Origin of the sequence: Oceanipulchritudo coccoides, assembly GCF_010500615.1 — a bacterium.
Classification (GTDB): Bacteria; Verrucomicrobiota; Verrucomicrobiia; order Opitutales; family Oceanipulchritudinaceae; genus Oceanipulchritudo; species Oceanipulchritudo coccoides.
On the sequence record NZ_JAAGNX010000001.1, the window covers coordinates 171,276 to 196,252 of the forward strand.

General features: G+C 52.1%; 14 protein-coding genes and 1 tRNA gene. 10 read left to right on the top strand and 5 right to left on the bottom strand.

The genetic code is table 11. From position 1 onward, the window contains the following. Positions 1-174: 174 nt before the first annotated feature. Positions 175-2,130 carry a hypothetical protein gene (locus G0Q06_RS00700; RefSeq protein ID WP_163961453.1) on the top strand — a complete coding sequence of 652 codons (1,956 nt, stop codon included), beginning with the start codon at positions 175-177 and terminating at the stop codon, positions 2,128-2,130. A gap of 43 nt (positions 2,131-2,173) precedes the next feature. Beyond that, positions 2,174-6,844: an RCC1 domain-containing protein gene (locus G0Q06_RS00705; RefSeq protein WP_163961455.1), complete on the top strand. Its 4,671-nt coding sequence runs from the start codon at positions 2,174-2,176 to the stop codon at positions 6,842-6,844. A gap of 146 nt (positions 6,845-6,990) precedes the next feature. On the opposite strand, the gene G0Q06_RS00710 is transcribed toward G0Q06_RS00705, so the two are convergent. Both G0Q06_RS00710 and G0Q06_RS00715 read right to left on the bottom strand, forming a co-directional pair. Further along, positions 6,991-8,130 (bottom strand): 6-phosphofructokinase, encoded by a 1,140-nt coding sequence (locus G0Q06_RS00710; protein ID WP_163961457.1) that lies wholly within the window; start codon positions 8,128-8,130, stop codon positions 6,991-6,993. A gap of 123 nt (positions 8,131-8,253) precedes the next feature. Beyond that, positions 8,254-8,330 (bottom strand) — tRNA-Pro (locus tag G0Q06_RS00715). 92 nt (positions 8,331-8,422) lie between these two features. On the opposite strand from G0Q06_RS00715, the gene G0Q06_RS00720 reads away from it, so the two are divergent. Then, entirely contained in the window at positions 8,423-10,444 is a 2,022-nt protein-coding gene (locus G0Q06_RS00720; RefSeq protein ID WP_163961459.1) for a S8 family serine peptidase, read from the top strand. Position 10,445: 1 nt separating this feature from the next. Here G0Q06_RS00720 and G0Q06_RS00725 read toward each other — a convergent pair whose 3' ends face one another. After that, the gene (locus G0Q06_RS00725; RefSeq protein ID WP_163961461.1) at positions 10,446-14,267 is read right to left on the bottom strand and encodes an FG-GAP-like repeat-containing protein; all 3,822 of its coding nucleotides are present in this window, start codon (positions 14,265-14,267) and stop codon (positions 10,446-10,448) included. A gap of 263 nt (positions 14,268-14,530) precedes the next feature. Here G0Q06_RS00725 and G0Q06_RS00730 point away from each other — a divergent pair, with 263 nt between their 5' ends. The 7 genes from G0Q06_RS00730 (at position 14,531) to G0Q06_RS00760 (ending at position 23,174) form a co-directional block, all read left to right on the top strand. Next, positions 14,531-15,973, top strand: a complete 1,443-nt coding sequence (locus G0Q06_RS00730; RefSeq protein ID WP_163961463.1) for a tyrosine-type recombinase/integrase — start codon at positions 14,531-14,533, stop codon at positions 15,971-15,973. Positions 15,974-16,117: 144 nt separating this feature from the next. Continuing rightward, on the top strand, positions 16,118-18,445 hold the full coding sequence (locus G0Q06_RS00735; RefSeq protein ID WP_163961466.1) for a DGQHR domain-containing protein: 2,328 nt from the start codon (positions 16,118-16,120) through the stop codon (positions 18,443-18,445). Continuing rightward, complete coding sequence (locus G0Q06_RS00740; protein WP_163961467.1) at positions 18,438-19,253, top strand: DNA adenine methylase; 816 nt, start codon at positions 18,438-18,440, stop codon at positions 19,251-19,253. The genes G0Q06_RS00735 and G0Q06_RS00740 overlap by 8 nt, the downstream gene beginning before the upstream one ends. A gap of 398 nt (positions 19,254-19,651) precedes the next feature. After that, positions 19,652-19,867 (top strand): helix-turn-helix domain-containing protein, encoded by a 216-nt coding sequence (locus tag G0Q06_RS00745; protein WP_163961469.1) that lies wholly within the window; start codon positions 19,652-19,654, stop codon positions 19,865-19,867. A 219-nt stretch (positions 19,868-20,086) separates the two neighbouring features. Continuing rightward, positions 20,087-20,518 (top strand): hypothetical protein, encoded by a 432-nt coding sequence (locus tag G0Q06_RS00750; RefSeq protein ID WP_163961471.1) that lies wholly within the window; start codon positions 20,087-20,089, stop codon positions 20,516-20,518. 2 nt (positions 20,519-20,520) lie between these two features. After that, the gene (locus tag G0Q06_RS00755) at positions 20,521-21,333 is read left to right on the top strand and encodes a hypothetical protein (protein ID WP_163961473.1); all 813 of its coding nucleotides are present in this window, start codon (positions 20,521-20,523) and stop codon (positions 21,331-21,333) included. Positions 21,334-21,452: 119 nt separating this feature from the next. Then, positions 21,453-23,174: a hypothetical protein gene (locus tag G0Q06_RS00760; RefSeq protein WP_163961475.1), complete on the top strand. Its 1,722-nt coding sequence runs from the start codon at positions 21,453-21,455 to the stop codon at positions 23,172-23,174. A gap of 51 nt (positions 23,175-23,225) precedes the next feature. Here the strand turns inward: G0Q06_RS00760 and G0Q06_RS00765 are convergent, their stop codons facing one another. Together G0Q06_RS00765 and G0Q06_RS00770 are read right to left on the bottom strand one after the other, a co-directional pair. Next, positions 23,226-23,831, bottom strand: coding sequence for a hypothetical protein (locus G0Q06_RS00765; RefSeq protein WP_163961477.1), 606 nt, complete (start codon positions 23,829-23,831; stop codon positions 23,226-23,228). A gap of 167 nt (positions 23,832-23,998) precedes the next feature. Next, positions 23,999-24,775: a TIGR04255 family protein gene (locus tag G0Q06_RS00770; RefSeq protein ID WP_163961479.1), complete on the bottom strand. Its 777-nt coding sequence runs from the start codon at positions 24,773-24,775 to the stop codon at positions 23,999-24,001. Positions 24,776-24,977 lie beyond the last annotated feature (202 nt).

Consider the following 24,977-nt stretch of genomic DNA (forward strand, 5'->3'; position numbering starts at 1 on the left):
TGATTTTCGGGGATTTACGAAAATTCAGGTCCGCCCTTTCGTAAAATTAGTCGCCCTAATAAGGTGAATCAGATGCAATTTTTTCGTTGAGCCACTGGGGGAAAGACCTGCATATCCATTGGCGCACGCCGCCCAAAATGGGGCTGGCTCAAATTCTCAACTGAAATAATGCGCATGAAAAAGGGATTCCAAAACCTCACAAATGTCCACCTGAACCGCACCCTTGGGGCCATGACGGCCTTATTTATCCCGCTGGCGCTTCCGGCGCAGTCAATCGCCCCGCAGGACAGCTTCATCAACATTCCGGAAGTTACCTTGTTGCCGGAGGCGAGCGATGGGACATTCTTTAGTAATCCGGTCCTGCAGACCGTGTCGGGTGTGGATCTTATTTATTATGAATTCGTTGATGGCACGAACACCCGCAGGGGAATCCGGGCACGTGACCTGGATGGCAATCTGGTGTATGAGATGTTGTCTCCCGGATATTCCGCCTACGACATCTACAAATTCGATGTTGCCGCGGACGGCACAATCTACGCGTTTGAGCGCCAGGGTGGGAGTAATTACTTTCTCTACGTCTACACGCCGGACGTTCCCCCTCCGAGCACGCCTCCAGCTAGCCCGAATTACTCTCAATCGGGCGTATGGGGAATTGGTGGAGTGTCAGACTCGACACCGTTCAGCGCAGGAATAACAAATTACGGCCTCATCAAAGTGTCTCCGGTCACAGGCAAGGTATATGTGAAGGAGGGCACCTTGATAGGGTTCTATGACACAGACGGGGACATTTCCATATTTGATGCGGCAGGGAATCCCGATCCAGCGTCTCCGCTCAACATTAATGGCATCCTTGCCTCGACGCTTGAGGCAGACTTGCTCGATATTTTCCCGGTGCCCGGACATGATGGTACGGGTGAGCTGTGGATCCGCGGCAGCGTTGGAGGGGTCGGTGGTACTGGAAGCTACAGCCAATGGTTCAAGATCTTTGATGAGGCCACTCTGACCTTCCAGCGCCTTTTCGACATGGGATCAGGCACTTATGCACAGGTCCGGGAAGATTTCGTCCTTACTCAAAGCAATACGATGGTTCCGATCACAGCGGACAGCGTCAGCGAATACACGGGATTCCTGCCAAGTTCATCTACAGTAAATCTTGAGCTTATCCTTGGCCGGGACAGCCTCAATCGAATTGTTTATGCGAGCAGCACAACCAGCGCAACCAATATTAAAATTTACAACAGTCATGCCTTCCGGACCTTCGACCCGCGTGACCAGAACGCAGTCCCGAATGTGGTCGTGTCAAAGATCGAACAGCAGGCCGGCCTGACCTTTGTCGATGTGGATTTCCGGGTGGAGGATCCGGATGATGCCACTGTTGAGGCCCATGCGGTGGCCCTGCCTGACGGCACCCTGAGCATCCTCAACGCCCTTCCGATGACTGACTTTCAGCCTGCCGTTACCAGCGACATTCTGGGTACAGCTGTTCCGACAAACACCCGCCGTTCCTTCACCTGGAATACAGCAACCGATTGGAACGTTGATTTCGGCGACATCTCAGTTCTGGTCCTTGCGAAGGACAGCCGTCCGAATATCTTCGATGTCCATCTCGTGGAGATTCCTGCCGATGGAGACCGCCCGGCGGTGACCATCAGCCGAAACCCGCTGCAGGAATATGACCTCACTATGGAGTGGTTGTGGCTGATTGCCTCCGGGGACAGCCGGATCTCCTTCGCGGGCGGGATCATTAGTGGAACGGCTGATGCTGACTTGTTTTTGGGCACAACAGGGGTTTACGACGGACAGCAGTTTACCGACGGTAGCGGTAAGTCAACTAATCTGGGACGTGACTTCCTTTTGGCACTAGATGGCCTTCGTGTGGCCACGCAGGCGGAGCTTCAGCGAGCGAAAGAGGGCGCAACAGAAGGCTTTATCGTTCAGCTTTCACCACCTAAAAGGCTCTACACGGCCAAGCGCTCGACGTCTTCCTCACTGCCGATTGTAATCAACGAGTACGGGATTGAAAGCTACCTCAGCAATTTGGGAGGCTCTGGCGGCGAGCAGTACAATTTTTCCCCGGGGGCCGTCCTGGGAACCGGTACAACCCTCTTTCACGTCGTTCCCCTTCCCTGATCAAAGTTCATTCACTTCAGTAGCTTAACATAAGCAGAGTGTAATGAATAAACACTACAGGCAACTTTTTCAGGGTCTTTCCCTGGCGGTGGTTCTTTCGCTATCCGGGCATGCTGTGCTTGCCCAGCTGGAGGCGGACGACCTCCTGATCGTCGATGCAGGCAATGATCGCGTACTGCAGTTTGATGCTTCGGCAGGAGCAGTTTCGGAGGTGTTTAGCCAGGCGGTCCTCTCGGCCGTGAATGGCTCCACTTCACCGGGCCTTTCCGGTGAGGTGTTCTACGAAAGCCACCAATCCTACCTCTATATTTCGGGAACCAGCGGGAACAACCGCCTCTACCAAGGCGATATCGGGACAGGTATTGTTTCCCTCGCTTCCCAGTCCCAACTCCTGGCCCTGCAGACGGTCCCTGAGGCTTCTGTCGACCTCACGGGCAAAGCAACCCCACTGGATAATGAAATCCTTGTCGCCGACCGCGGAGTGTCGGAGGGATCGATCTACCGGATCAACCTTATCAGCGGGAACAGGTTTCTCCAGTCCACGGAACAGGATTACCTGACCTTCTCCAGTGCGGTCGGCATTGGCATGACCGAGCTTGATTTCACTGCCCTTGTTTACAACTCCGGGGCCGGTGAGTATCGTCTTCTCAGCGGCGGCAACGGTCTGGACAACGCTGCCAACACCCGTTCCGTGCTATATAAAACAGACACAGACGGCCAACCGCTTGTGGAATTTGCTGTGAGCGCGATTGATGCGGACTGGCAGGCCATGGTTCTGACGGTTCCCGGCACCACCTATGTGAAGCAGGATCTTGCCGGCTCAACATCGATCATGGCCATCGATGCCGCGGGGACCGTCTCCGTGGTTGTCGACCAGACAGGTCTCGACACAATTTTCGGCGGCCCGGTGACCTTGGCACCCTCTCTCACCTTGGATACAAGCGGCCGGCTTTACCTGATGGCGCTGGACGGGACCGTTTACCGGGTCGACCCGGCGAATCCCTTGGCTACAAGTACGCTGATTGTAGCGGCAGGGGACTACACGGCGGACACGGGGACAGCGGTGACCACCGCCCTCGGGTTGGCTCACGTCCCGGCAGCTCCCGTCTCCTACACGGTGACAGAGGCCTCTGATCCGTCGGGCTACGTGACCCCTTCATCCGTTTCTGTCATTGAAAACCGCCCCTACACCGTTTCCAACCCAAACATTGTCCAAGGCAACTTCCGTCTTGGGTTCTGGAGCCTGAATGGCGTCCGGCAGGCTTCCCCATCCGGACGCGGCCTCTTCCAGCCGACTTTCAATGTAACCGAGGACACGGACGCGGTTGCCCAGTACTACGACGTCAACCTCGACGGTGACGGGGATCGCCTTAATGACTGGTGGGAATTCTGGATGTTCGGCGACCGCTCACGCGGCCCGCAGGACGACGATGATGGGGACGGTTTCGACCACGAGACGGAGTTTACCAGTGGATACGACGCGACGGTCACGGACACGGCTGTAGCTGGCGGCAGGGCAGCCCGCCAATCAACGACCATCACCTTCAATACAAGCAGTAAGGTTCTGCTGACAACCCGCAGCGAGCCACTTGGCCTGATCCCGACGACAAAGGTGTATTACGATCTGGATACGCCTATCACGTCAGCACGGTATGAGTTTACCTCGAACTACAACGGCCACTTCTTTACCCATTGGAGCATTGACGGGGTTCGCATTGCCGATCCTGCGGGCTTGTCCGTCCGCGAGGTCAGCTTCCTTATGTCGGATGATATTGAGCTGGTCGCTCACTTTACACCGACCACGGAGGATTTGGATGAGGACGGCATTCTCGATTACCTTGAACTTCGGATAGCCGACAATCTTGGCCTTGTTTCCTCGAGCAGCGATCTTGATCTTGATGGATTTACCCTGGCTGAGGAACAGGCGAGCGGTTACAGCACGAACACCGCTGATACCATTCGTGCGGGCGGAGTCGCTGCCCGGCAATCTACACTTGTCACGTTTGTCGTCGGGAAGTCCCTTTATACGGAGGACAGTCTCCCGCTGGGAATTATTCCTTCGGTTTCCGAATACGTGGACCTTGGAACGGAGCGGACAACCGCCTACTATAGTACCAGCCTCGTAAGTGGCCTCGAGTTTGCCTACTGGTCCGTCAACGGAACGCAGGTACGCGATCCCTCGGGGGTTGCTGAACGGCAGGTGACCAATACTATTAACGCAAATACTGACGTTCGGGCGCATTTCTTTTCACCAACCTTGGACAGTGACGGTGACGGGATTATCGATGTCGATGAGTGGCGTTTCTTCGGAAATCTTTCAAACGACCGGAATGATGACCCTGATGCGGATTCCTTTAGCATCGGCAAGGAGCTGGACAGTGGCTATTCCCTGACGGTGGATGATGCGATTCGTGCCGGCGGTGTGGCGGCAAGGCAGTCGGGCAACATCACCTTTGAACTCAATAGCAACAAGTTCCTCCTGACGACTCGAAGCGAGCCGCTTGGGATTGTGCCCGAGACACAGGTTTATTACGATTCGGGTACCGAGATCACCTCGACACGTTACCTGTATGCCTCGAATTACAATAGCCATCGCTTCACCCATTGGACCGTCAACGGCACCCGTATCGAAGACCCGAATGGAGTTTCCCGCGAACAAGTGATCTTCAATTTGGATTCGGACACCGAACTGGTGGCCCATTTCACTCTGGCAACGGATGACGAGGACAATGGTGGCACCGGGGACGGCATCTTGGATTACTTTGAGCTTCGGCTTGCCAATGACCTGACAACCATCTCGCCTTCAAGTGACCTTGACCTAGATGGCTTCACGGTCGCCGAGGAACAGGCTGCTGGCTACAGTGAAGTTGGTAAGGACACTATCCGTGCGGGCGGTGTTGCTGCACGCATGTCGATCCTGAAGTCGGTCAACCTGCTGAGCGCGCCTTCGGGCATCAGCCTGGACAACAACCTTGTCTTCGAGGGCCGACCGTATGGCACGGTCGTGGGGTCGTTCGTGACGACCGCGAATAATCCGAGCGACACCTTCACCTACGCCTTTGTGGCTGGCACAGGCTCGGACGACAATGGCCGCTTCACGATTGATGGCGACCTGCTCGTGACCAACGATGTCTTTGATTTTGCAACCGACCCGATCCTGAACATCCGTGTCGAAGTGACGGACAGCCGTGCCAACACTTACGAGGAGGAGCTGCTGGTCTTTGTCCAGGAGGACCTCATCAATACCTACGAGGAATTTGTTGCGGACACCTTCACGCCTGCTGAACAGATTGACTTGCTCGTCAGTGGTCCGGGCGCAGACATTGAAGGAGACGACCTGATCAACTTCCAGGAGTATGTGCACGGTCGTGATCCCTTCACGGGGGATGCGGATCCGCTTGAGCTTGCATTTGTCAGCTTCGGAACACCCGCGACGGCCCGTACTGCTGAATTCACCTTCCCCTGGCGCGACGGGATGTCGGATGCTACGTATTTCCTTGAGCGATCCTTTAATCCTTCCGAGTCCGTGCCCGGCTGGACACAGGTGCCCTTCAATATTGTCAACGAAGTCACAAACGGAGGAATCACGCAGACAACCATTCAGGTAGTCCAGCAAGCTCCACATCCGGACAAGGAATTCTTCAGGCTTAATACTGAATCCCTCGCCACCCAGCCGGCCGTGGTGGATATTGATGTGGGGGCCTTCCACACACTTTTCCTGAAAGCCGATGGCACGGCATGGGCGGTCGGCCGAAACTTAAATGGCCAACTCGGAGACGGGACGGTTGCTCCCAGCTCCACACCAATTCAGGTCATGAGCGGTGTGGTCGAGATCGCCGCCGGTTCCTCCTTCAGCCTTTTCCTTAAGGATGACGGAACGGTTTGGGCATGTGGTTCAAATCTGTATGGGCAATTTGGGGATGGAACAGTTGATCCGGATGTCCTGACGCCGGTCCAGGTCCAGACCAACGTCATCGCTATTGATGCGGGTGCTGACCACAGCCTGTTCTTGAAGGACGACTTCACAGCGTGGGCCGCTGGCAGGGATAATTCGGGCCAACAAGGAGATGGAACGATAGCCACTCCAGATTTCAATTCAACGGCCGCCCAGGTCCTGACAAATGTCCGCGACATTTCCGCGCACAGTAATACCAGCTTCTTCATCAAGGACGACGACACGCTATGGGCTTCGGGAAGGAACGGAAATGGGCAGTTTGGCACGGGCGTCGCTGGCGACACTGCCACCATTACGCAGATCCAGACCAACGTTGCGATGGCGACAGGAGGCGATAATCACAGTGTTTTCCTCTTCAATGACGGGACGGCCCAGACAGCCGGTAGTAATACTTTCGGCCAGCTGGGTGGATCGCTGAATGCACAGGAAGTGAACCCCTTCACTGTCATGACTGGCGTTGAATGGGTGGACGCTGGCTCCAATACCACCTTCCTCATTACCAGCGATGGTTGGGTCTGGGCCGCCGGACGCAACAACCAGGGCCAGTTGGGTGATGGGACAAATGTTGATAAACTGGTCCCGGTCCTGATTCTGGGGAACGGAAATATCGTTGCCGGTGGTCTTAACCATACGATGCTCCTCGAGGATAACGCTACCGTCTGGGGAACCGGGCTCGGCGATTCAGGCCAGCTTGGGGATGGGACCAGTTCTAATACTTCATTCCTTATTGAAGTGACCAACCTCTCAATTACGCCGTAAGCAAACAAGTGTGCCACAGGCGTTCCTGCCTGTTTGCGATGAACCACAGGCCGGAGGCCTGTTACACGGATAGGATGAAACACAGGCCAGAGGCCTGTTACACGGACAGGGATGTGTCACAGGCGTCCTCGCCTGTGATACGTTGCTTACACCACCTCGTCACCGAGGCAGGTCTCAACCAGGCGGGCGGTCTGGAGCCACGGGTGGTCGGTGGGGACAATGCGCTTTTTGCCGGCGATTTCTTCAAGGGGAATGGGAACGCAGGTGTTGCCCTTGACGGCGACCAGCGCATTGAAGTGGTTTTCCTTGAGCAGCTCGCCGGCCTTCGTCCCGAGGCGCGTGCAGAGGAGCCGGTCGAACGGGGTGGGGGATCCGCCACGCTGGACATGCCCGAGCGATGTAACGCGGGCCTCGACGCCGGTCATGGCCTGAAGCTCGCGGGCAATCTTGTTGGCCACGGGTTCCTCAACCAGATGGACGCCCTGTGCCTTGGCCCGACGGCGCAATTCCTCCTCCTCGGGGGTCTGTAGCTTCTTTGCCGCTTTCTTTCCCGTCTTCCCGTTGGCAGCCTCCTTTATCGACTTAACGCCTTCGGCTACGGCCATGATGGAAAAGCGCTTCCCGGTACGGCGGCGATTAAGAATGCTTTCGGCAACTGCCTCCAGGTTATAAGGAATCTCGGGAATGAGAATGACATCCGCCCCGCCGGCAATTCCTGCACCGAGGGCCAGCCATCCTGCATCATGCCCCATGATCTCACAGACAATGATCCGGTGGTGGCTGGTCGCGGTTGAGTGAAGCCGGTCGATGGCCTCGGTGGCGATCGACATGGCAGAATCAAATCCAAAGGTGATGTCGGTCCCGGCGACGTCGTTATCAATGGTCTTTGGGAGCGTCAGGACATTCATGCCCGCCTTCTGTAGCCGGAAAGCATTCTTCTGGGTGCCGTTGCCACCGAGGCAGACCAGGCAGTCCAGCCGCTGTTTTTTATAGTTCGCCACGGCCACGTCGGTCATGTCCATGACCTTGTCGCCCATGCGTATCTTGTGTGGCTTGTCGCGGCTACTCCCGAGGAAGGTACCGCCCTGCGTCAGGATGCCGCTCACATTGATACTTTCAATGCGCTCCATGCGGTTTTCCACGAGCCCGCGGAAACCGTCCCGCACACCCATGACTTTCCAGCCGTAGTGCATGGCGGCCTTGCTGACCCCGCGAATGACTGCATTGAGCCCCGGGCAATCCCCGCCGGCTGTCAAAATCCCTATTGTTCCCCGTGACTTTGCCATGATGGGTGAGCTTATGCGGCTTGCCGGCGGCTTGACAAGCCTCCTGATGGCCTGCTGTGAGAAGCTCTAGCCTCTCTTCACTTGGCTTGCCAGCCGAAGCCCGAACGAAGTGAGGGCGAAGAATGGTCGGGGCGGCCGGATTCGAACCGACGACTTCTGCGTCCCAAACGCAGCGCTCTACCAGACTGAGCTACGCCCCGCAATACATGGGAAACTGTGGATTCCGTGGATTTCGGCGGGAATGTCAAATACGGATTTGCAGCGGAGCAATTGTGCGCTAGTTTATTGTGTCGTGAAAGCGCCCAGCTCATTGATTTGTCTTCTGGTGGTGGTCTACCCTCCAGCCGGGATTGAGATGAATGGGCCTGGAAGTGTTTCAGCGCAGTATCCCGGCTCAATCCCCGTCTTGTCCGTTTGTGGACAGGGCCAGGTTACCGGAAAAAACTTCATCAATCAGCGAATAACACCTCTAGAGGATGGCTGGGTCGTGGAATCACTGGAGGAAACAGGGGATGCGGCCATGCTATACCTGCACGTCCGGGAGGAATACAGCGGCTCGATCAGCCCGGATAATCTGGTGAACCGCGATGCCTGGTGCGCTGACCGGCTTGTTATCTCGACATCGTCCACGGGGATGCCGATCGGGCCGGAAATCGAGAAACAGCTGCTGGCCCTCGGGTTGACCCTCCAGCGGTCAGTTCCATTTTCTCCCGTACGTGTGTATTCACTTCCCGTAATGAGCCTTGATGCGGTGGGGCAGTGGAAGGGAAAATTAAACACCCTTTTTAGGGAAAGTGGAATCACGGTCAGCCGGGATCATATTCTGTATCCGGTTTCCACTACGCCGGATGATCCACGTTTCCCTGAGCAGTGGGCGCTTGAGCAGATTCGCGCCCCGGATGGATGGGACCTGACGACTGGTTCGGACGAGGTTATTGTCGCCGTCCTTGACACGGGTCTTCATGACTCGCACGAGGATTTCTTTGACGGAATCGCCTCCAATTTGTGGAGCAATCCAGAGGATCCAATTGACGGGATCGACAACGACGACAACGGCTTTGTGGACGACGCGTACGGCTGGGATTTCGTCAATGAGACCGGCACTTCGATGGAAGACACACATGGCCATGGCACGATGGTCTCAGGACTTCTTGGAGCGCGTGGGAACAATGGCATTGGGGTTTCCGGGGTAGCATGGAACATGAAGATCCTTCCGATGCGCGCTGGCGCGGTTTCCCTGCCGAATTCCGTGCTCGCACAGGCCATGGACTATGTCACCGATTTGCGCCTGCGAGGCTATCCTATTGTCGCGACCAGTAATTCCTATGGTTACTATCCGTATGAGAAGCCTTCCCCGGAGGAGTGGTCAGCAACGGAAGTGCTCGGACAGGCGATTGAGCGCGCCCGGCAAGCGGGCATCATGGTCATCACTGCTTCCGGCAACGGTGGGCAGAACAACGACAGCCAATATGTGCGGCACTTTTTCCCCTCGGATGCGATCCAGCACAATGTCATTTCGGTCAATGCGCTTGAGCAATCGGGTGCCCTCTGGAGGGGCTCGAATTACGGGATTGAATCGGTCGACATAGCGGCTCCGGGCCTTGGCGTGCTGACGACCTACAACGATGGCGGTTACCGCCTCTACAGCGGGACATCAATGGCAGCTCCCCATGTCAGTGGGGCGGCAGCCCTGCTCGCTTCGCTGAAGCCGGATCTCAACACTTCCTGGATGCGCGCCCTGATTCTCGGGACGGCGGCGCCGCATCCCTCGCTTGATGGGAAGCTAACAACTGGTGGCAGCCTGGATGTCGCCGCACTGCTCAATCTGGCCTCGCTGGCCTTGGATGAGGCATGGAAGCAACTGTACTGGACGGAAGAAGAATTGGCTGCGATGACCTTTTCATGGGACGACAACGCCGACTCCGATGCTTGGTCGAACCTCGAGGAACTGGTCTTTGGTGGCAATCCCCGCATGGCCGATTCCCGGTCAGCGTTTTCCGTTGAGGAGGCGACTTTCCAGCGAGGAATGAGCCATGTAAAGGGCTTCCGCGTCAACCTGCGCTATTTCTGGAGTCCTCTGGCAGATGGGCTCGTTTCTCTCGATTTTGAATCCAATCCGGGCGTGCGCGGACCCTGGAGGCCGGCCATCCCCGTGAGCCACAAGTTTATCGAAGACGACCCGGCCACCGGCCTGCGTACTTATGAGGCAGAGTTTCTCTTCCCGCACAGCCCTGCGTTCATGCGGCTCCGCCTTGAACCCGGGCCGCAGAAGCATCCACTGGGATGGGGGCGGGCGCATGGCGGAGTTGAGTAATTCACTCCGCCGCCGGCGACTGATGCGTCCGGATGACCCGGTAGAACTTGCGTGGCTCAAGCGCTGGCGGGACAGGGAGCAAATTTGATTCAATGGTCTCGCCGGCCCAGATCCAATCACTGGAGTCGGTAAAAATGCCGGATTCCAGGTTGCTGGATTCTTGGAGCTTGTAGAAGGCGCCACGGATAGTCGTCCAGTCGAGCTGGATACTGTTTGGATCAACGAAGCTTAGTTGGGTCTCCATGGGTTGGCCGGTAATGCTGCCATCGAAGTATTGGGTGGCGAGTTCCCATGCCTGGATCCCGGCGATTGAGCCCATGATGCGCCCGGGTCCATCGTCGGCGGGAACATGGATACCACCATAAAGCCGTGAGAGGCCGGCCTGGTCGGCGGCATCAAAATAGGTGGCCCACTGGAGAACCACGTCCATTGTTGGTCCCGGTTCAAACTCAAGAAACTCATTCTCGTGGGCAGTGAAGGTCTCCATACCGCCGGGAAAGAATTCACTTCCGGTCATGCGGGCGAGGACTTCCGCGGCGGCCCGGCTGAAGGTGCTGTGACCGGAGACATAGCCCGGGAAGGCGGGGGTGACAAAGGTGTCGCGCTGGTAGGGAAGCCAGTCTGCGGGTAGCATCCAGTCAACCACCCCGAGGGTTTCATTTTCGCCCGCCGACCAGCTCTTGATGGCAACCTTGCCAACGTGGGCGGCGAGGTGATCGTGCCGTTGTCCGGATGCGGATGATTCTTCCGTGATCACTTCAACAAGGCCGGGAACCAATGGCAGACCCATCGGGTCGTAGGCCGGACCCTGTGGCTCCGAGGACTGCCCCAGCTGGCCCATGTAGCGGATACTGCTGATCGGGCGGACATAGTCATACACGCGCTTGCATCCCCATGCGGCGATGGCGGCATCGTGCAAGGCCCCATTCATGGCAAAGTAGACTTTCACATCCCACTCAAGGGGATCGAGCTCGGGGCCGGTGCCTTCAAACTGTCGGATGAATTCCGGATGATCGTAAAGTTCGTTGGCGAGAGTGTTCCAATGGCCGGGTGGTGTTTCGGAATCGGGTCCGTCGGCCCAGAATTCCGCAAGGACCCGGCCGAAGTCAGCGTGATTGACCATATTTGGCGCATACGGTTCTCCCGTGTAGGGATTTAATGGATACCCGGTGCCATCATTCAGTCCCAGTGTATTGTTGCCGATAGCCCCCGGGGAAATGTCGATCATCTCATTGGTATCCGGACCGAGCAGGCTGCTGCGGTAGATGACTTCAAGGTTGCCGTCCTTGAACTCGGAATCGGTGGCAGTTCCCAACTGGGGCGGCGGTCCCGGGTCGAGGTGCAGGATTTGATCGGGCTGGAAGGAAGTGAAGGCAAAAGGCCGGACAGCTCCCCAATTGGGACCGAGGAAGGATTGGACGAGGTCGGTTGTTTGCTGGTTCTGGGTGAAGGCCTCCTCAAAGAGAAGGGGCTGCCAGCGGTTTGGAAAGTCCATCGTTGTACCCGACTCGGCGACGGGGAGGGGATCATTGACGGCGGTGTATGCCTCTCCAAGGAAACCCGATACGTCATCCCATCCATCGGAGGAAGTGTAGGCGATCACCGAGGCGGCTACCCGGTTGCCAAGAGCGGCAGGTGTGCTGCCGGCAGTCCCCGTGTTGAGGGGATCGTAGCCCAGTTCAAGCATCTGGTTGTTGAGGGAGATCAATGTCGTACTGGCGTTGACCGAGTCTTTGTAGCGATCCACCAATACACGATAGGCGGCATGACTGATGGCCTCGTTCCGTGCCGTATCGATATCTTCGGCAGTGGCACTTTCGTTGTGCAGGAGCCCGGTGGCTTTGCTATCGTAGGCGGCCCAGGTGTCCCACATGGCGACTGAGGAAGCAAAAAGGTTGCGCGCATGTTTGGTCGGATCCGGGAAATCGATCCGGATGGCGGCAAGGTTTTGTTCATTCCATTTGCGGGCGACGCTTCTCTCGTCCACTTCTGTTGAGGCCACGACAAGTAAAAGTGATTCAGACCATTCAAGCCCATCAGCTTGATCCCCGGTAAAGATGCTGACCTTCAGCAAGTATTCGCCGGGCTCCGCCAGGGCAAGCGTGGCAGGGTTGGTATATTCCACGCCATTGATTGTCCACATGGCGGTTGCGCCCTCCGGCAATGCCTCGGCTGGAAAGGCCGCGGTGAATTCCTCGCCGGGCAGGATTTCCCGCTTTGACAGGGTGGCCTGCGGACTTTTCAAGACAATGTTTTGCCCAGCATCGACATTTCGGATCTCAGTCTCGTCACCGGTTGTCCAGCGCGCGCGGATTTGGTCGACTGTTGTGCTTGTGCCCAGCCCGAAGTGGGCAATACGGCCCGGTCCGTGGCCATTGAATCCGCTGGAGGCATGCAGCTCGCGCATCTGCTCGGTCTCTCCAGTTTGTATGTAGACGCGTGCACCGATGCCGTCCGTGTGGTGGGGGGCGTTCGTCCCCTCAAGGCGTATGTTGATGAAATTATTCGTATTGACCGTATCATTACGCAGGAGCACGGGCGGAGCAGGCTCATGGCTTAAGTTGGCTTCGCCACCGACGGGTATCGAGTTGTTGGCAATGAAGATATCCATGTCACCATCGTTGTCATAATCGAAGGCAATGGCGCAGCGGCCCTGTCCGGTATCTGCGGCATCCCCGGAGAGCTCCGCAATCTCCTCGAAGACATTGTCGCCCGTGTTTTCGAACAGCCGGGAGGGTGTCGTGCCAAGCTGGTTGAAGGTTCCCGGGGGATTATTCAGTCCCCAGCCGTTGACATGGAAAATGTCGAGGTCGCCATCGTTGTCGAAGTCGGCCATTTCGGCGCCCCAACCCCATCCGCCGTCACGAACCCCCGATTCCTCGGTGATATCGGTGAATCCACCTGTACCATTGTTCAGGAGAAGACGGTTCCCGGTGGTCAGCCAGACCTCTTGGGCGCTGTCGAACAAGCGGATGGAGGTCATGAATACATCGAGGTCGCCGTCATTGTCGATGTCGCCGACCGCCGATCCCATGCCGTTCTCGATATCGCTGGTGCCCGCCTGAAGAAAGATTCCATTGCCAAAATTGCGAAACCAGCGGGTGCTTCCGAAGTCGGCTACGAGGAGGAGATCCTGCAAGCGGTCATTATCAATATCAAGAAAGCGGGGAATATAGTCCCAGTCATTCCGGAGAGTGATGTAAGGCTCCAGTTGGCCATCGCCGACATTTCGGTAAATCTGGAGGAAGTCCTCAGGAATAGGGGTGCGCGAAAATCTCCATGAGCCAAGGGACAGCTCAAGCAGGCCGTCATTGTCGATATCGCCCCAGCTGGGACTGGTCACAGTGGCGAGTGGCTGATCGATTTGCTGTTGGTCCACAGTAAAGGAGCCCGTGCCGTCATTGATCAGCAATGAGTGGGGCGGCTCCGCACCGGAAATAAAGATGTCAATATCGCCATCAGCGTCGTAATCCGCCGCGCAGGCCCCCATGTAAGGACCGGTTAAGCCAGCCCCGCGCGCGGAGGCCTCGTCCGAGAAAGTGCCGTCCTTCTGGTTGATATACAACAGGTTGGGGGAATCTCCACCCTGGAGGACATAGAGATCAATCCAGCCATCCCCGTTGAAATCCTCGGCGACCGCCCCGCCGGATATCTGCGCGTAATCCTCAAGAGCGATGCTTTCAATCGGTTCGTAGGCGTGCGTGTGCAGGATATTTGCCTCGGTCGTGACATCCGTGAACTGCATGGCAGAGAATGCCACGCTGGTCGAGGCGAGTAGGAAAATACCTGAAATAGGGTGGCAGCGAAACATGGACACTTTCATCAAGATGCACGTTAATTTGCTCCATTATTTTCCATCTGCAAACGGAAATTAGGGAATCCGGATGTGTGGACCGCGCACAGGAAGGCGCTTATGACCGCCCCAAGGCCGGACTCCAACTTATATTTTTTAAAGTGGAGCCAGCTGTCAGACTCGAACTGACGACCTGCTGATTACAAATCTAAATTTCACCTGTCGATAATTTTCCTGTTGTGTCTTCCCGTGACGCTTGAATACTCAGTAAGAAAGAGGATTGAAGCGTTGTCATGGATGATCAAGTAAAGACAGGTGTGGACGAGTTAACCCGGTCAAATCCCGGTAAAGTTACCGGGTTAAAAGAGCCAGCGAAAAAGACAAGGTCGGCAGGCTCCCGCAAGCACCGGACGAAGGGAAAGGATCAAGCTGGATACTGGCTCGATAAAAACCGCCTCGTTCAGAGGGGGAAAAGCACAGAATATTACGCCCGGATCTATTGGGATAACCGGGATAGATGGGTGAGCTTTGGATCAAGTAATAAGCGAATTGCCGCAGATAGGGCCGCAGCTTTTTACGGGAGACTGAAGTTTGAAGGATGGGAGGCCGCTTTCTCTCTCATTAGGCCAAAGAAGGCAGCATCTGTCACCGTGGGGGAATTCATTGAGGCCGCAGAAGAGGCCCTGACCCATCCGGGCCGAGGTGGGAAGATCCCGAACCCTGACACAGTGAGGCAATACGCAATTGCTTTTCGTAAGGTTGCCGGAGACGTGGGAGGAGTTCGTAAGACCGCAAAGCGATTCCATGGAAAGGGATCTGAGGTATACCGGAAACGAGTGAATGCTCTTCCTCTCTCGAAGATCACGAAAGAGGCCGTGGAGGGATGGAGATCGAAGCGGCTCAAGAAAGCCGGAACCGATCCGCTGAAGCTAAAGGCTGCAAGAGCAACCTGCAATTCCTACCTGAGATCCTGCCGAGCCTTATTCTCTTCAAATGTCCTTGAACGGTTGCAAAGGAAGGGAATCGAGCTGAATCAATCACCATTTGCAGAAATCACTCCGATCAAGGAGGGGGATCACCGTTACCGTTCTTCCATTTCGCGGGAGGTGCTGGTTCAACAGGCAATCCGGGAACTGAAAGTTGCCATGCCGGATCCGGAAGAAAGGACCCTCGAAGCTAAGGCGAAACGGGACAAAAACGAGCAATTCAAGGTGTTCCTGCTGGCTCTATTTTGTGGCCTCCGGAGGGGAGAAATTGACTTCCTGACATGGGGACAGATTCACCTTGCTGAAGGATTCATCCGGATAGAGGAAACTCGCTTCCATAAGCCGAAGTCTGACACTTCCTGCCGGGATGTCCCCCTTGATCCGCAAACGGTGGACATGATCCGGAGTTACCTTCCTTTCGCAGCGGGAGCTTTCTTTTTAGAGGCTGAAGCCAAACCGGAGGGGAGCCGGACGGATAGGGGTTACAGGTGCAACCGTCACTTCAAGGCCCTGACTGCATGGCTCAGGAAAAAGGGCATGGATTCAAAGGCCCCAATCCATGACTTGCGGAGAGAATTCGGGAGCTTTGTCTGTGAGAACACAGGCATTCATGCTGCCTCAGTTATTCTCGGACACTCCGGGGTTGCTGTAACGGAAAAGTATTACCTCGACGTATCACGGAAGACACCTCCAGGAATCGGGAAGCTCCTCGGAGGCACTAAAGTGCGGGCCTCTAAACAAGCAGGGTAGGATTGTTTGTTTTTTTACAGCTTTCCGTGGTCAAAACCTTGCAAATTTATATAAGCGTCTTTACCCACTTTTACAGACCTGTCCCAGCATGTCTTTAAACCAAACACACAAGCTCAGTTTTTATTAAGGAAGGGAAATATTCTTATGCCCGATGCAGAATGGCTCAAACCGATTGTTAGTGACTCGAATAAACTGAAACGAGAAGCTGCCCGAAGGAGAAAACCTCATCAGCAAGATTCAGTCGCCAAATCTGTACTTCAGGCATATCTGGATGAAGGTTGGGAAGAAGACATTCCGTTAAAAATAAAAGTGCGAATCAAGAAGCCTTGGACGCACGATGAGAAACTGGAGAACTTCTCATGGTATTTAATGTATCTTCTTGGATATCCTGAAATTAGCTCAGGCAGAAATTTTCAGGTAAAAATTCAGAGGAAAGGCGCTGAACCATTCAACAAGCAAATCGACGTTCTCGCGAAGGATGAGGAGACAGTGATTGTTACTGAGTGTAAGTCATCTGCACGGATAACGAAAAAGAGCCTTCAGAAAGATATCGAAGAATTTGCCAGTCTGCAAAAGCCGATTTCTAATGCGATTAAAAAGCACTACGGAAATGGCTTCAAGCCAAAGATTATTTGGTTGTTTATCACCCATAATATTGCTTGGTCAAAGCCGGATAGAGAGAGGGCTGCAGGCTCCAACATCAACATCATAACTGAAAAGGAACTTAGGTACTACTTGCAGATTGCGGATCACCTTAGGTCTGCAGCAAGGTTCCAATTTTTAGCTGAATTCTTGAAGAATCAGAAAATTCCAGAAATGGACGATGTCAAAGTCCCTGCTGTTAAAGGTAAGCTTGGCGGGAAAACCTTTTACTCCTTCGTTTCTACGCCTAAGCAAATGCTCAAAATAGCATTTGTGAATCATAGATCCTTAAATGACCCAGCAGGAGCTCCTTCATACCAGAGATTAGTGAGTCGAACGAGGCTAAGGCAAATTTCCAAGTTTATTCATGGGGGTGGTTTTTTCCCAACAAATATCCTAGTTAATTTTACGGCTAAATCCAGATTTGAGCAGATTGCTAAAGATGAGGATACAAATGTAGCTTTTGGGAAGCTCTATCTTCCTTGCAAGTATAGATCCGCTTGGATTATTGATGGACAGCATAGGTTGTATGGTTTCGCTCCTCTCTCGGAAAAACACCTCAATCAGAACATTATGGTCGTAGCTTTCGAGGGATTGAAAAAAGAGGAGGAAGCTAACTTGTTTGTGACAATCAATCATGAACAAAAATCAGTGCCAAAAACCTTGCTCGATGATCTTGAAGGGGAGCTCAAGTGGGGTTCAGACAAGCCCACTGAAAGAATTGGTGCTATTAGTGCTCGGTTAATTGGCTATTTGAATAACGATATTGGCGAACCCCTTTATGGCCGAGTAACTCAACAGGGGATAGCGCCAACAGAGAAGACGTGCTTAACAGTACCTGCCCTGAAAGATGGAATTCGTAAGTCTGGCCTCGTGGGGGAGGCAATTTTAAAGAAAAAGGAATACAAGCCAGGTCCTCTTTCCGGAACATCTGACTTTGATACATTAGAAAGAGCCAGAGAGGTATTGAATAGCTACTTTACACTTCTGAGTAGCTCGAATGTGAAGCATTGGGAATCCGGGCGACAAGGCTATCTTTGTACTAATGTGGCTTTGCAGGCATATTTGCAGCTGCTTGGCTCAATCATTAGCTATATGGAATCGGATAAAGGGCTTTCTGCAAGAGAACTTGAGCCCAATGACCTTATCTCAGAGGTTGAGGAATACATGGACCCCATTCTTAGTTGGTTGTCCTCCGCTTCACTGCTTCAAATGGAGAAGACTTTTAAGGTTGTGTTTGGCTCTGGGGGGCCAAGGGAATATTATTTCAAGCTTTGTCAGATGATACGGGAGACTATTTCCGACTTTTCTCCTGAAGGCATTGAGGAATGGACCGAAGAGCAATCTGATGAGTTGATCTTCGAAGCAGATAGAAAACTTAAAGAGCTGAATATCCATGTTCAAAAAACTATTTTTGATCTTCTAAAGCTCAAATATGGAACAGCTGGTGAGGCTTATTGGAACAAGGGCATTACGGATAAAAAGATTAAGTTGAATGCCTATCAAAAGTCCCTTGATGATGAGGATGAGGAGCGACTTCCATTAGAAAATTACTTGGATTTTATTGAATATAAAAAGATTGTTGAAAATAAAATTCATTGGCCCATTTTTCAGCCTCTATTTGATATTCCGGAACCCGGAGAGAAGGGTTACTCGAAGAATGTAAGATGGATGGAGCGGCTCAACGAGTTAAGGCGAATTCCTGCGCACGCCACTGAGAAGCGAAGCTATAAGACCAGTGACTTTGAGTATATAGATTTCATCTATGAGGAATTTATGGGTCGCTTGAAATCTGTTGATATTGAGTCCTTACCTTCTATCGATGCCTGAAGTTATTCCATTTTTAAAATGGGCTGGCGGAAAGCGGTGGCTCGTTTCTAAAAGATCTGACCTCTTCGATTTCGAGGCCAGAAGATACTTTGAGCCATTTCTTGGAAGTGGAGCAGTGTTCTTTCACTTGCAACCTCAGAATGCGATTATCAGCGATCTTAACTCAGATTTAATTGATACTTACATAGCGCTTCGCGATTTCCCCAATCTTGTGCAAAGGGCTCTTCAAACCCACCAAAAAGGGCATTCCAAAGATTACTACTATGCTATACGCGCAGAAAATCCTGTGACTATCGTTTCCCGAGCTGCACGATTCCTTTATCTGAATAGAACATGTTTCAATGGGCTGTACAGGGTTAACCAACAAGGTTTGTTTAATGTTCCTAAAGGAACTAAGGAATCGGTAGTTTTACCCACAGACAATTTTGGTGAAACTTCAAGAGTCCTGCAGAATGTTGAGATCAATCACTGTGATTTTGAGGAGACTATTAATCAAGCTCGGGAGGGGGATTTTATCTATGTAGATCCTCCTTACACAGTACATCATAACACAAATAATTTTATTAAGTACAACGAGAAGATCTTTTCTTGGGATGACCAAATTCGTTTGGCGGCTTCCCTGCAAGATGCTTCGCAGAGGGGGGCTTATATTCTTATATCAAATGCCGATCACAATTGTATTCATGAATTGTATGCAGGTGACGATTGGTCAGTAACAAGGGTTTACCGTCACAGTCGTTTGGCTGGGAATGCTCAACATCGAAGGGATACCAGTGAAGTTGTGATTTCCAATTACGAAGTGATATGATCAGGGGGGCTGGACCCATCTTGGGAGGATTTATTTTCTGACCCAATTTTACAGAAGGCCAAAAAAAATTCTTTTACGACCTCTCTAAAAACGCCTTTTTTGCATTTATAAAACATTGGTGGATAATGAATTAGGGAACCTCCTTGTTAAGGTATATTTTGATTAAATAGTATTCCCATATCTGCCAGGAATTTTCCACTTGCCTACAACTGTGAACCTGTGGCACTGATTGACCTGCCGACCGTTCATAGGTTTTCGCGCTGGACTCAGCAACCAGCATCGAGGCGATCCGTTCGACGGAGGGTTTTCAAGCTCAAGCTCAAATGCTGCCTGAGTTTGAAGTTTGCCCAGTTTCAATCTCAGGCCCGAAAAGGGTATTATGATAGGAGATTGAAAACATGGAAACAACCATCGAAACCCGCCTTTTGGCACGCAAGGATGCTGCCTCAATTCTCGGGATAAGCATTCGAACTCTCGACAGGCTCGCGAATGCCGGAGAGGTGCAGAAGGTCTATATTGGAGGCAAGACCCAAATTGATGCTGCATCCATTCAAGACCTCATCGAGCGAGGACGCGCACAAGCCATGCCAGAGCGTGAAGCTGTCGCCGTTTAATTACTATCCAACAAAAGGAGAAAGATCATGTCATCACGGTATAACAAGGGAGGACCCGCCCCAAAGGGTAAGACACAAAAGGCGGGAATCAGCCCCAGTTCAACACCGGGCTTTAAGCACGATAAAGAAGCTCTGGAGGGAGCACGCCGGGAATTGAAAAAACCTGCTGCAAAAAAGAACATCAAGGGCCGGATCTGAGGCGACAAAGGCGACACTCCCATGAGTAGGCAAAAAAAGAGTAGGAAACGTCTCAGCAAAAAGAGAGTGCTGGAGGCAATCGAGGATTCGCATGGCGTGGTTTACGATGCCGCACGCCGCCTCGGTTGTGCTCGCAGCTCGCTACACCGATTCATCGCGAAAAATGGCCTCACAGCGCACGTTGACAGCGCACGAGCGGAGTTGCTGGACATTGCAGAGCATCACCTTGCGAAGGCTGTCAAAATCGGTTGCCCGTGGGCAGTGCGCTACGTTTTGGGCACGCTGGGAAAAGAGCGATTCGGAAGTGAGGCTGCACAAGTGGCAGTCACTTTCGAGGCTCTCCCTCGCATTCAGGTTGTCGAGTTCAATCCCAAAACAGGGGCACCCGTGAAGCCGATAAAAAAGGGCCACAAGCAGTTATGGCTCCCATCCGTTGAACAAAGACCACAATAAACATGAAACAAAAACCAGACTTCAACCGCTTCAAGCGGATCACAAAGCACGTTGCCAAGGCCGCGAAGGATGCCCGGCTCATTCCCCATTCACGGGTTTATGAGTCTGCCGCAATCGAGATCACGCCGCAACTCGGAGACACAAACGGATTCACGGAGGAAAGCGTCCTCGCATTTGTCCGACAGTTGGAGGATCAATTTCCCCACTGGTTCAGGCCAAACCCGGCAAAGGAATTGAAGGTTGACGCCTCCGTCCTTGTAAACGGAATCCGGGTAAGTCCCCCCAATCCATTCAAGAGCGGGGATCTTGAGGAAGTCGCCTTCCTTAGAAAGACCCGCCCGGATCTCGCCCGACAACTGGAAATCGAGTCTATCGCGGAATCTGGATACAAGGGTTTGTTGGAGGCTGATCCTTTCGCCCTTCTCACAGAACGGGAAAAACGTGAGCTGATCCAGTACGGGTATGATGAAGGCCAATCAAACCCCTTCGCTAAAGACTCCTGGGACATCGAAGGGCAAGCAATGGCTCGAAGGTATCCTTTACTGGCTCGGATGCTTCAGGATGAGGCAAAATTGATTCAGGACCAGAACAACAAGAACGGCCCACATGGGAACCCATGGCGCAAGGCATCCCTCAACCTGACCCGCGCTGGATACATCGCGGGGAAGGATCCGGAGCTTGCCAAGCTTCTTGAAGCGGAGGCCACTCAAGAAATGGAATTGCTAGAGGCACAGAAAACGAAGGCATGGAACGAGGCCGAAAAAGCCCGTAATGCGGCCGAGGAAGCCGCCCGTAAAATGCAGGATTTTCAGTAGATTCGAGGATAAGTTAAACTGAGCCGGAGGGGGTGGGGAGATCCTGCCCCCTCTTGTTTTTTATTAGAACCGTAAGTCAGAAATAGAGACTCCGTAAATTCCACACATAGACTTTCCGTATGGCGACCCGGCAAAGGTATCAGGAACACCTAAGGCGATTGCTTGCCCTGTCAGAAAGAGGTCAGGATGAAGAGCTTTGCCCAGTATTCGCCACTTTCACGGCAAGGGGTGACACTTCACCCGCCCCGGACACGTTCAAGGCCATATTCGCGAAAATCACGCGCCGGGGTGGAACGTGGGGAAGGGTGTTCGAGGGTGGAGGGGATTCGCCGGAGAGGTTGCACGTTCATTCGGTTGTCACTGGCTTGACCTGCCGGGAGTTACTGGAGATCGGAAGGAAGACAGGCCGGACGGATGCACAGGAGATCACAAGAACCCCGGAGAAGGTGGTTTCCTACATGCTGAAGAACCTTTACGGTGAAGGACTGACCGGGAGGCGGGTTGCCTTCTCGCAAGGTGTTCCAAGGGCACAGGCAAGCGCACAGACGCAAGCGGAGCGGGCTCTTGTCTCACAGGCACTCGGAGGAATCGACCTTGCAACCGCATTCGGTCCGAAGTGGAACCAGTTGACAGGGAGAGCACAGGCCCTTGCCCCGGTGGGCATGGAGAATACTCCACAGGGTCGGAAGAAGGCGATTCGCTCTTTCGTGTGCCTTGGCTGGGATGCTGGCCCGGTGTTCGAGCGGTGGGGAGATCCTGACTTCTGGCAATGGTGGCAGGCTGAAACGGAAGGACGTTTCCGGGTGGAGTTAGCCCGGCTCATGGGCATGAAAAGGGCCAGTGAGAAATCGGAAGATTCACCCGCTGGCCCTTGTGTCAGAATTAGCGACTCTGGCCACTATGAAATTTCCACTAAAACTTTGAAAGACCATGGTGGAAAAGCATTATCATTGGACACTGGACTCAAGGGAGTTAATACAACTTTGATGGCTTCAACATCAGCACAGTACTTAAAGTCTTCTTTTGCTGCCTTAAGGAATTGGATAGATTCCCTCGGAATACGCACCTCTAAAGGCAGAATTGCCGAATATTCACGCTTCTTGGAGGACTACACTACTTCTTTGGAAAACGATAGCCTAGATGCTTTTTTTTCTAGGTGGAAGCCAGGGATTTGCCTCTGCTTTCTTCAGGAAATTTACGATTTAATTTTTATTTATGAGGGTTTAGGCGATAGGAATGATTTAGGATTAATTTCACGATTAGAGAGGGTAATTTCAGGTAACAGCTTCTATTCGGATGATGGAGCCAAAACTGAAGGAAGAGACTTCAGCTTCGAACTATTTGTTGCGTCCATATTCGCAAAGCAGGGAATCAATCTGACTCTGGATTCAGAGTCAGATGTAACTTTGCGCCACATTGGACTATCTATATTTGTGGAAGCAAAGAACTTGGGTAGTCTCCAAAGGATTGGGAGAAACACAAACAATGCCAAAAAGCAGATAATGAAGCGAATTAAACAGGAGCTTGTTCCGGCGAATTGTCGGGGTTTGATCGCTCTGAACTGTACAAAACTCTTAAACCCAGAATTTTTGTTTTATGAGATTAAAGATAAAAGCCCCGAAGCAGTTGCCAGTGATATGCTTTTCAAATTCGCATCAGAAAGAAGGAATAACTTAGTTAAGCATCTAGAAGGACGGGTGATTGCAATAATACTGGTTTTTGGAAGTGTTTTTCTGAATTTCAATTCACCATGTTACGGTCACCAAATCTCTGTGCTCTTGCAACCTGCTTTAAGCAGATCAAATCAATCTCTACTGAAAGGAATTTTCCCGAATCAGTGAACAGGATTAATCTACCTTAGGTCGACAGAATTTGCAGATCGGAATCACCCATTATTGACTTTTCGAAACGCTTGATGGTGGTTGAGGAGTGGATTGATTTTTGTTTAAATCGGGCAAACCAATTCTGGACATAAAGGAAGCGAATCTTTGGGATAAATCCTCTCGAAAAAGTTCAGGCATGCTCCACGATGATCCATGAGACTTGATTTTTTCCAGATGAGTTATTTTGGATGAAAAGTAGTGTTTGAAATCAACTACTGAGTTAGGAATCTGAACTGTGTCAGGAAACTCTAAATAGTGATACCTAGGGTTTTGGTTGTTCTTAATGAAAGTGCCCTCGGTGTTTTTCCATCTTTTGGGATTCATTCTATATTTTAGGTTAGAAAGATGATCACCAGTTCGAAAGTGTTCCACATTATATAGCGGAGCTACTAAAACAGAAATTAGATATTTATCCTGGGATCCTTTGTCGGCTTGGCGAAATGTATAATCCTGCTGTAAATCACAATCTTGGGTGAGAATCACGCAAAAAGGAAAAACAATCTTTGAAATTAATAACCTTCCTTGGTCTTCAACCACCTCCTCGATGAATTCGACGTTTTCGACGATATCCCCTTGGAGGACCCTTTGATTGGTGCTGGTAGTGACATTAATCATTAGTGATCTTTGCCTTAATTATTATCCTAAATGGTTTGCCGTCGCCATATTCTGAGTAATCCTCTCCAGAACCACTCAGAGGAAAACTATCAGACACCTCACTTTGAGTTTCGCGTTCTAATGGAGTCGAATCCAAATCCTCAAATAGTTTCAGAGGATCATCCTCTTCACTCGGATATTGCGGGTTCATGACTTAAATCTTCTCTGAGGGGTTCTTCGATACTACTTTCAAATGCATCGTGAATCACTGTGTGAAATTTACTGAGGTAGTTCTCAATTTCATTGATGAAATACGCCCCTGTTGAGAAGCAGTCATAGTCTAGAATAAATGATCTCCGCTTTATTTTCGCAGGAAAGTCTGGATTATGAATTCCATACCTAAATGTTAGTTGGAAATCCTCAAAATTATAAGTGGCTGTCTTGAATGCACGTGTTAAATTTGTTCCCGTCACCTTGCTTCCCTTGATAGTTATGTCGGGAATATCTAATAGCGTCGGATTAAAGAGGCCCGACCAATCCAGAACAGGACGACTATTGATCGTGAAATTGTTAATGTATCTGAGGCCAATTCTTTTAATCTTGTTTTCCTCGAAAACCTCTGAAACCGCCTTTAGCGCGTTGTAGAATTCTGGTTCTAGCATTTCAAAACTCTCATGTTTCTTGTGGCTGACATAAAGGAATTCATCGGTTATAACAAGGGAACTAGTTTTCTCCTTATTGAAAAAAGTCCATTTGATCCTTTCTTTCTTTCGCACGGTACCTTTTTCTGGACCTAGTTCAATCTCGTGCCCTTGTTCCATTTGGGGTTCGATTATCGGGAAGTACTCACGGGCTGCTTTGTAGACGACATCCGGAATACTATCCTGAAATTTTGGCACTTCAGATAAGAAATCTACACGAGCGATAACCTCTGTAAGATAGTTCCTGGCATAACGGGAATTCATAGAGACCCGACACTTGCATATTTTGTGCAACTGGAGAAGCAAAAGCTATGAACAAGTTTTTCACAGGCTTACTCTCAGTTAATTTCCTTTCTGGTGTTTTCATCCTCAGTTAGAAATCTTGTTGAGAGAAGGGGGATCGGAATCCATTAACCCGGTAAAATCCCGTACAGCTGCAAATTTCTTTCTATGGCCTGGAATTGGT

Coding starts and splice junctions, on each gene's coding strand:
- G0Q06_RS00700 (WP_163961453.1), top strand. CDS start 175: ATGAAAAAGGGATTCCAAAACCTCACAAATGTCCACCTGAACCGCACC.
- G0Q06_RS00705 (WP_163961455.1), top strand. CDS start 2,174: ATGAATAAACACTACAGGCAACTTTTTCAGGGTCTTTCCCTGGCGGTG.
- G0Q06_RS00710 (WP_163961457.1), bottom strand. CDS start 8,130: ATGGCAAAGTCACGGGGAACAATAGGGATTTTGACAGCCGGCGGGGAT.
- G0Q06_RS00725 (WP_163961461.1), bottom strand. CDS start 14,267: ATGAAAGTGTCCATGTTTCGCTGCCACCCTATTTCAGGTATTTTCCTA.
- G0Q06_RS00730 (WP_163961463.1), top strand. CDS start 14,531: ATGGATGATCAAGTAAAGACAGGTGTGGACGAGTTAACCCGGTCAAAT.
- G0Q06_RS00735 (WP_163961466.1), top strand. CDS start 16,118: ATGCCCGATGCAGAATGGCTCAAACCGATTGTTAGTGACTCGAATAAA.
- G0Q06_RS00740 (WP_163961467.1), top strand. CDS start 18,438: ATGCCTGAAGTTATTCCATTTTTAAAATGGGCTGGCGGAAAGCGGTGG.
- G0Q06_RS00745 (WP_163961469.1), top strand. CDS start 19,652: ATGGAAACAACCATCGAAACCCGCCTTTTGGCACGCAAGGATGCTGCC.
- G0Q06_RS00750 (WP_163961471.1), top strand. CDS start 20,087: ATGAGTAGGCAAAAAAAGAGTAGGAAACGTCTCAGCAAAAAGAGAGTG.
- G0Q06_RS00755 (WP_163961473.1), top strand. CDS start 20,521: ATGAAACAAAAACCAGACTTCAACCGCTTCAAGCGGATCACAAAGCAC.
- G0Q06_RS00760 (WP_163961475.1), top strand. CDS start 21,453: ATGGCGACCCGGCAAAGGTATCAGGAACACCTAAGGCGATTGCTTGCC.
- G0Q06_RS00765 (WP_163961477.1), bottom strand. CDS start 23,831: ATGATTAATGTCACTACCAGCACCAATCAAAGGGTCCTCCAAGGGGAT.
- G0Q06_RS00770 (WP_163961479.1), bottom strand. CDS start 24,775: ATGAATTCCCGTTATGCCAGGAACTATCTTACAGAGGTTATCGCTCGT.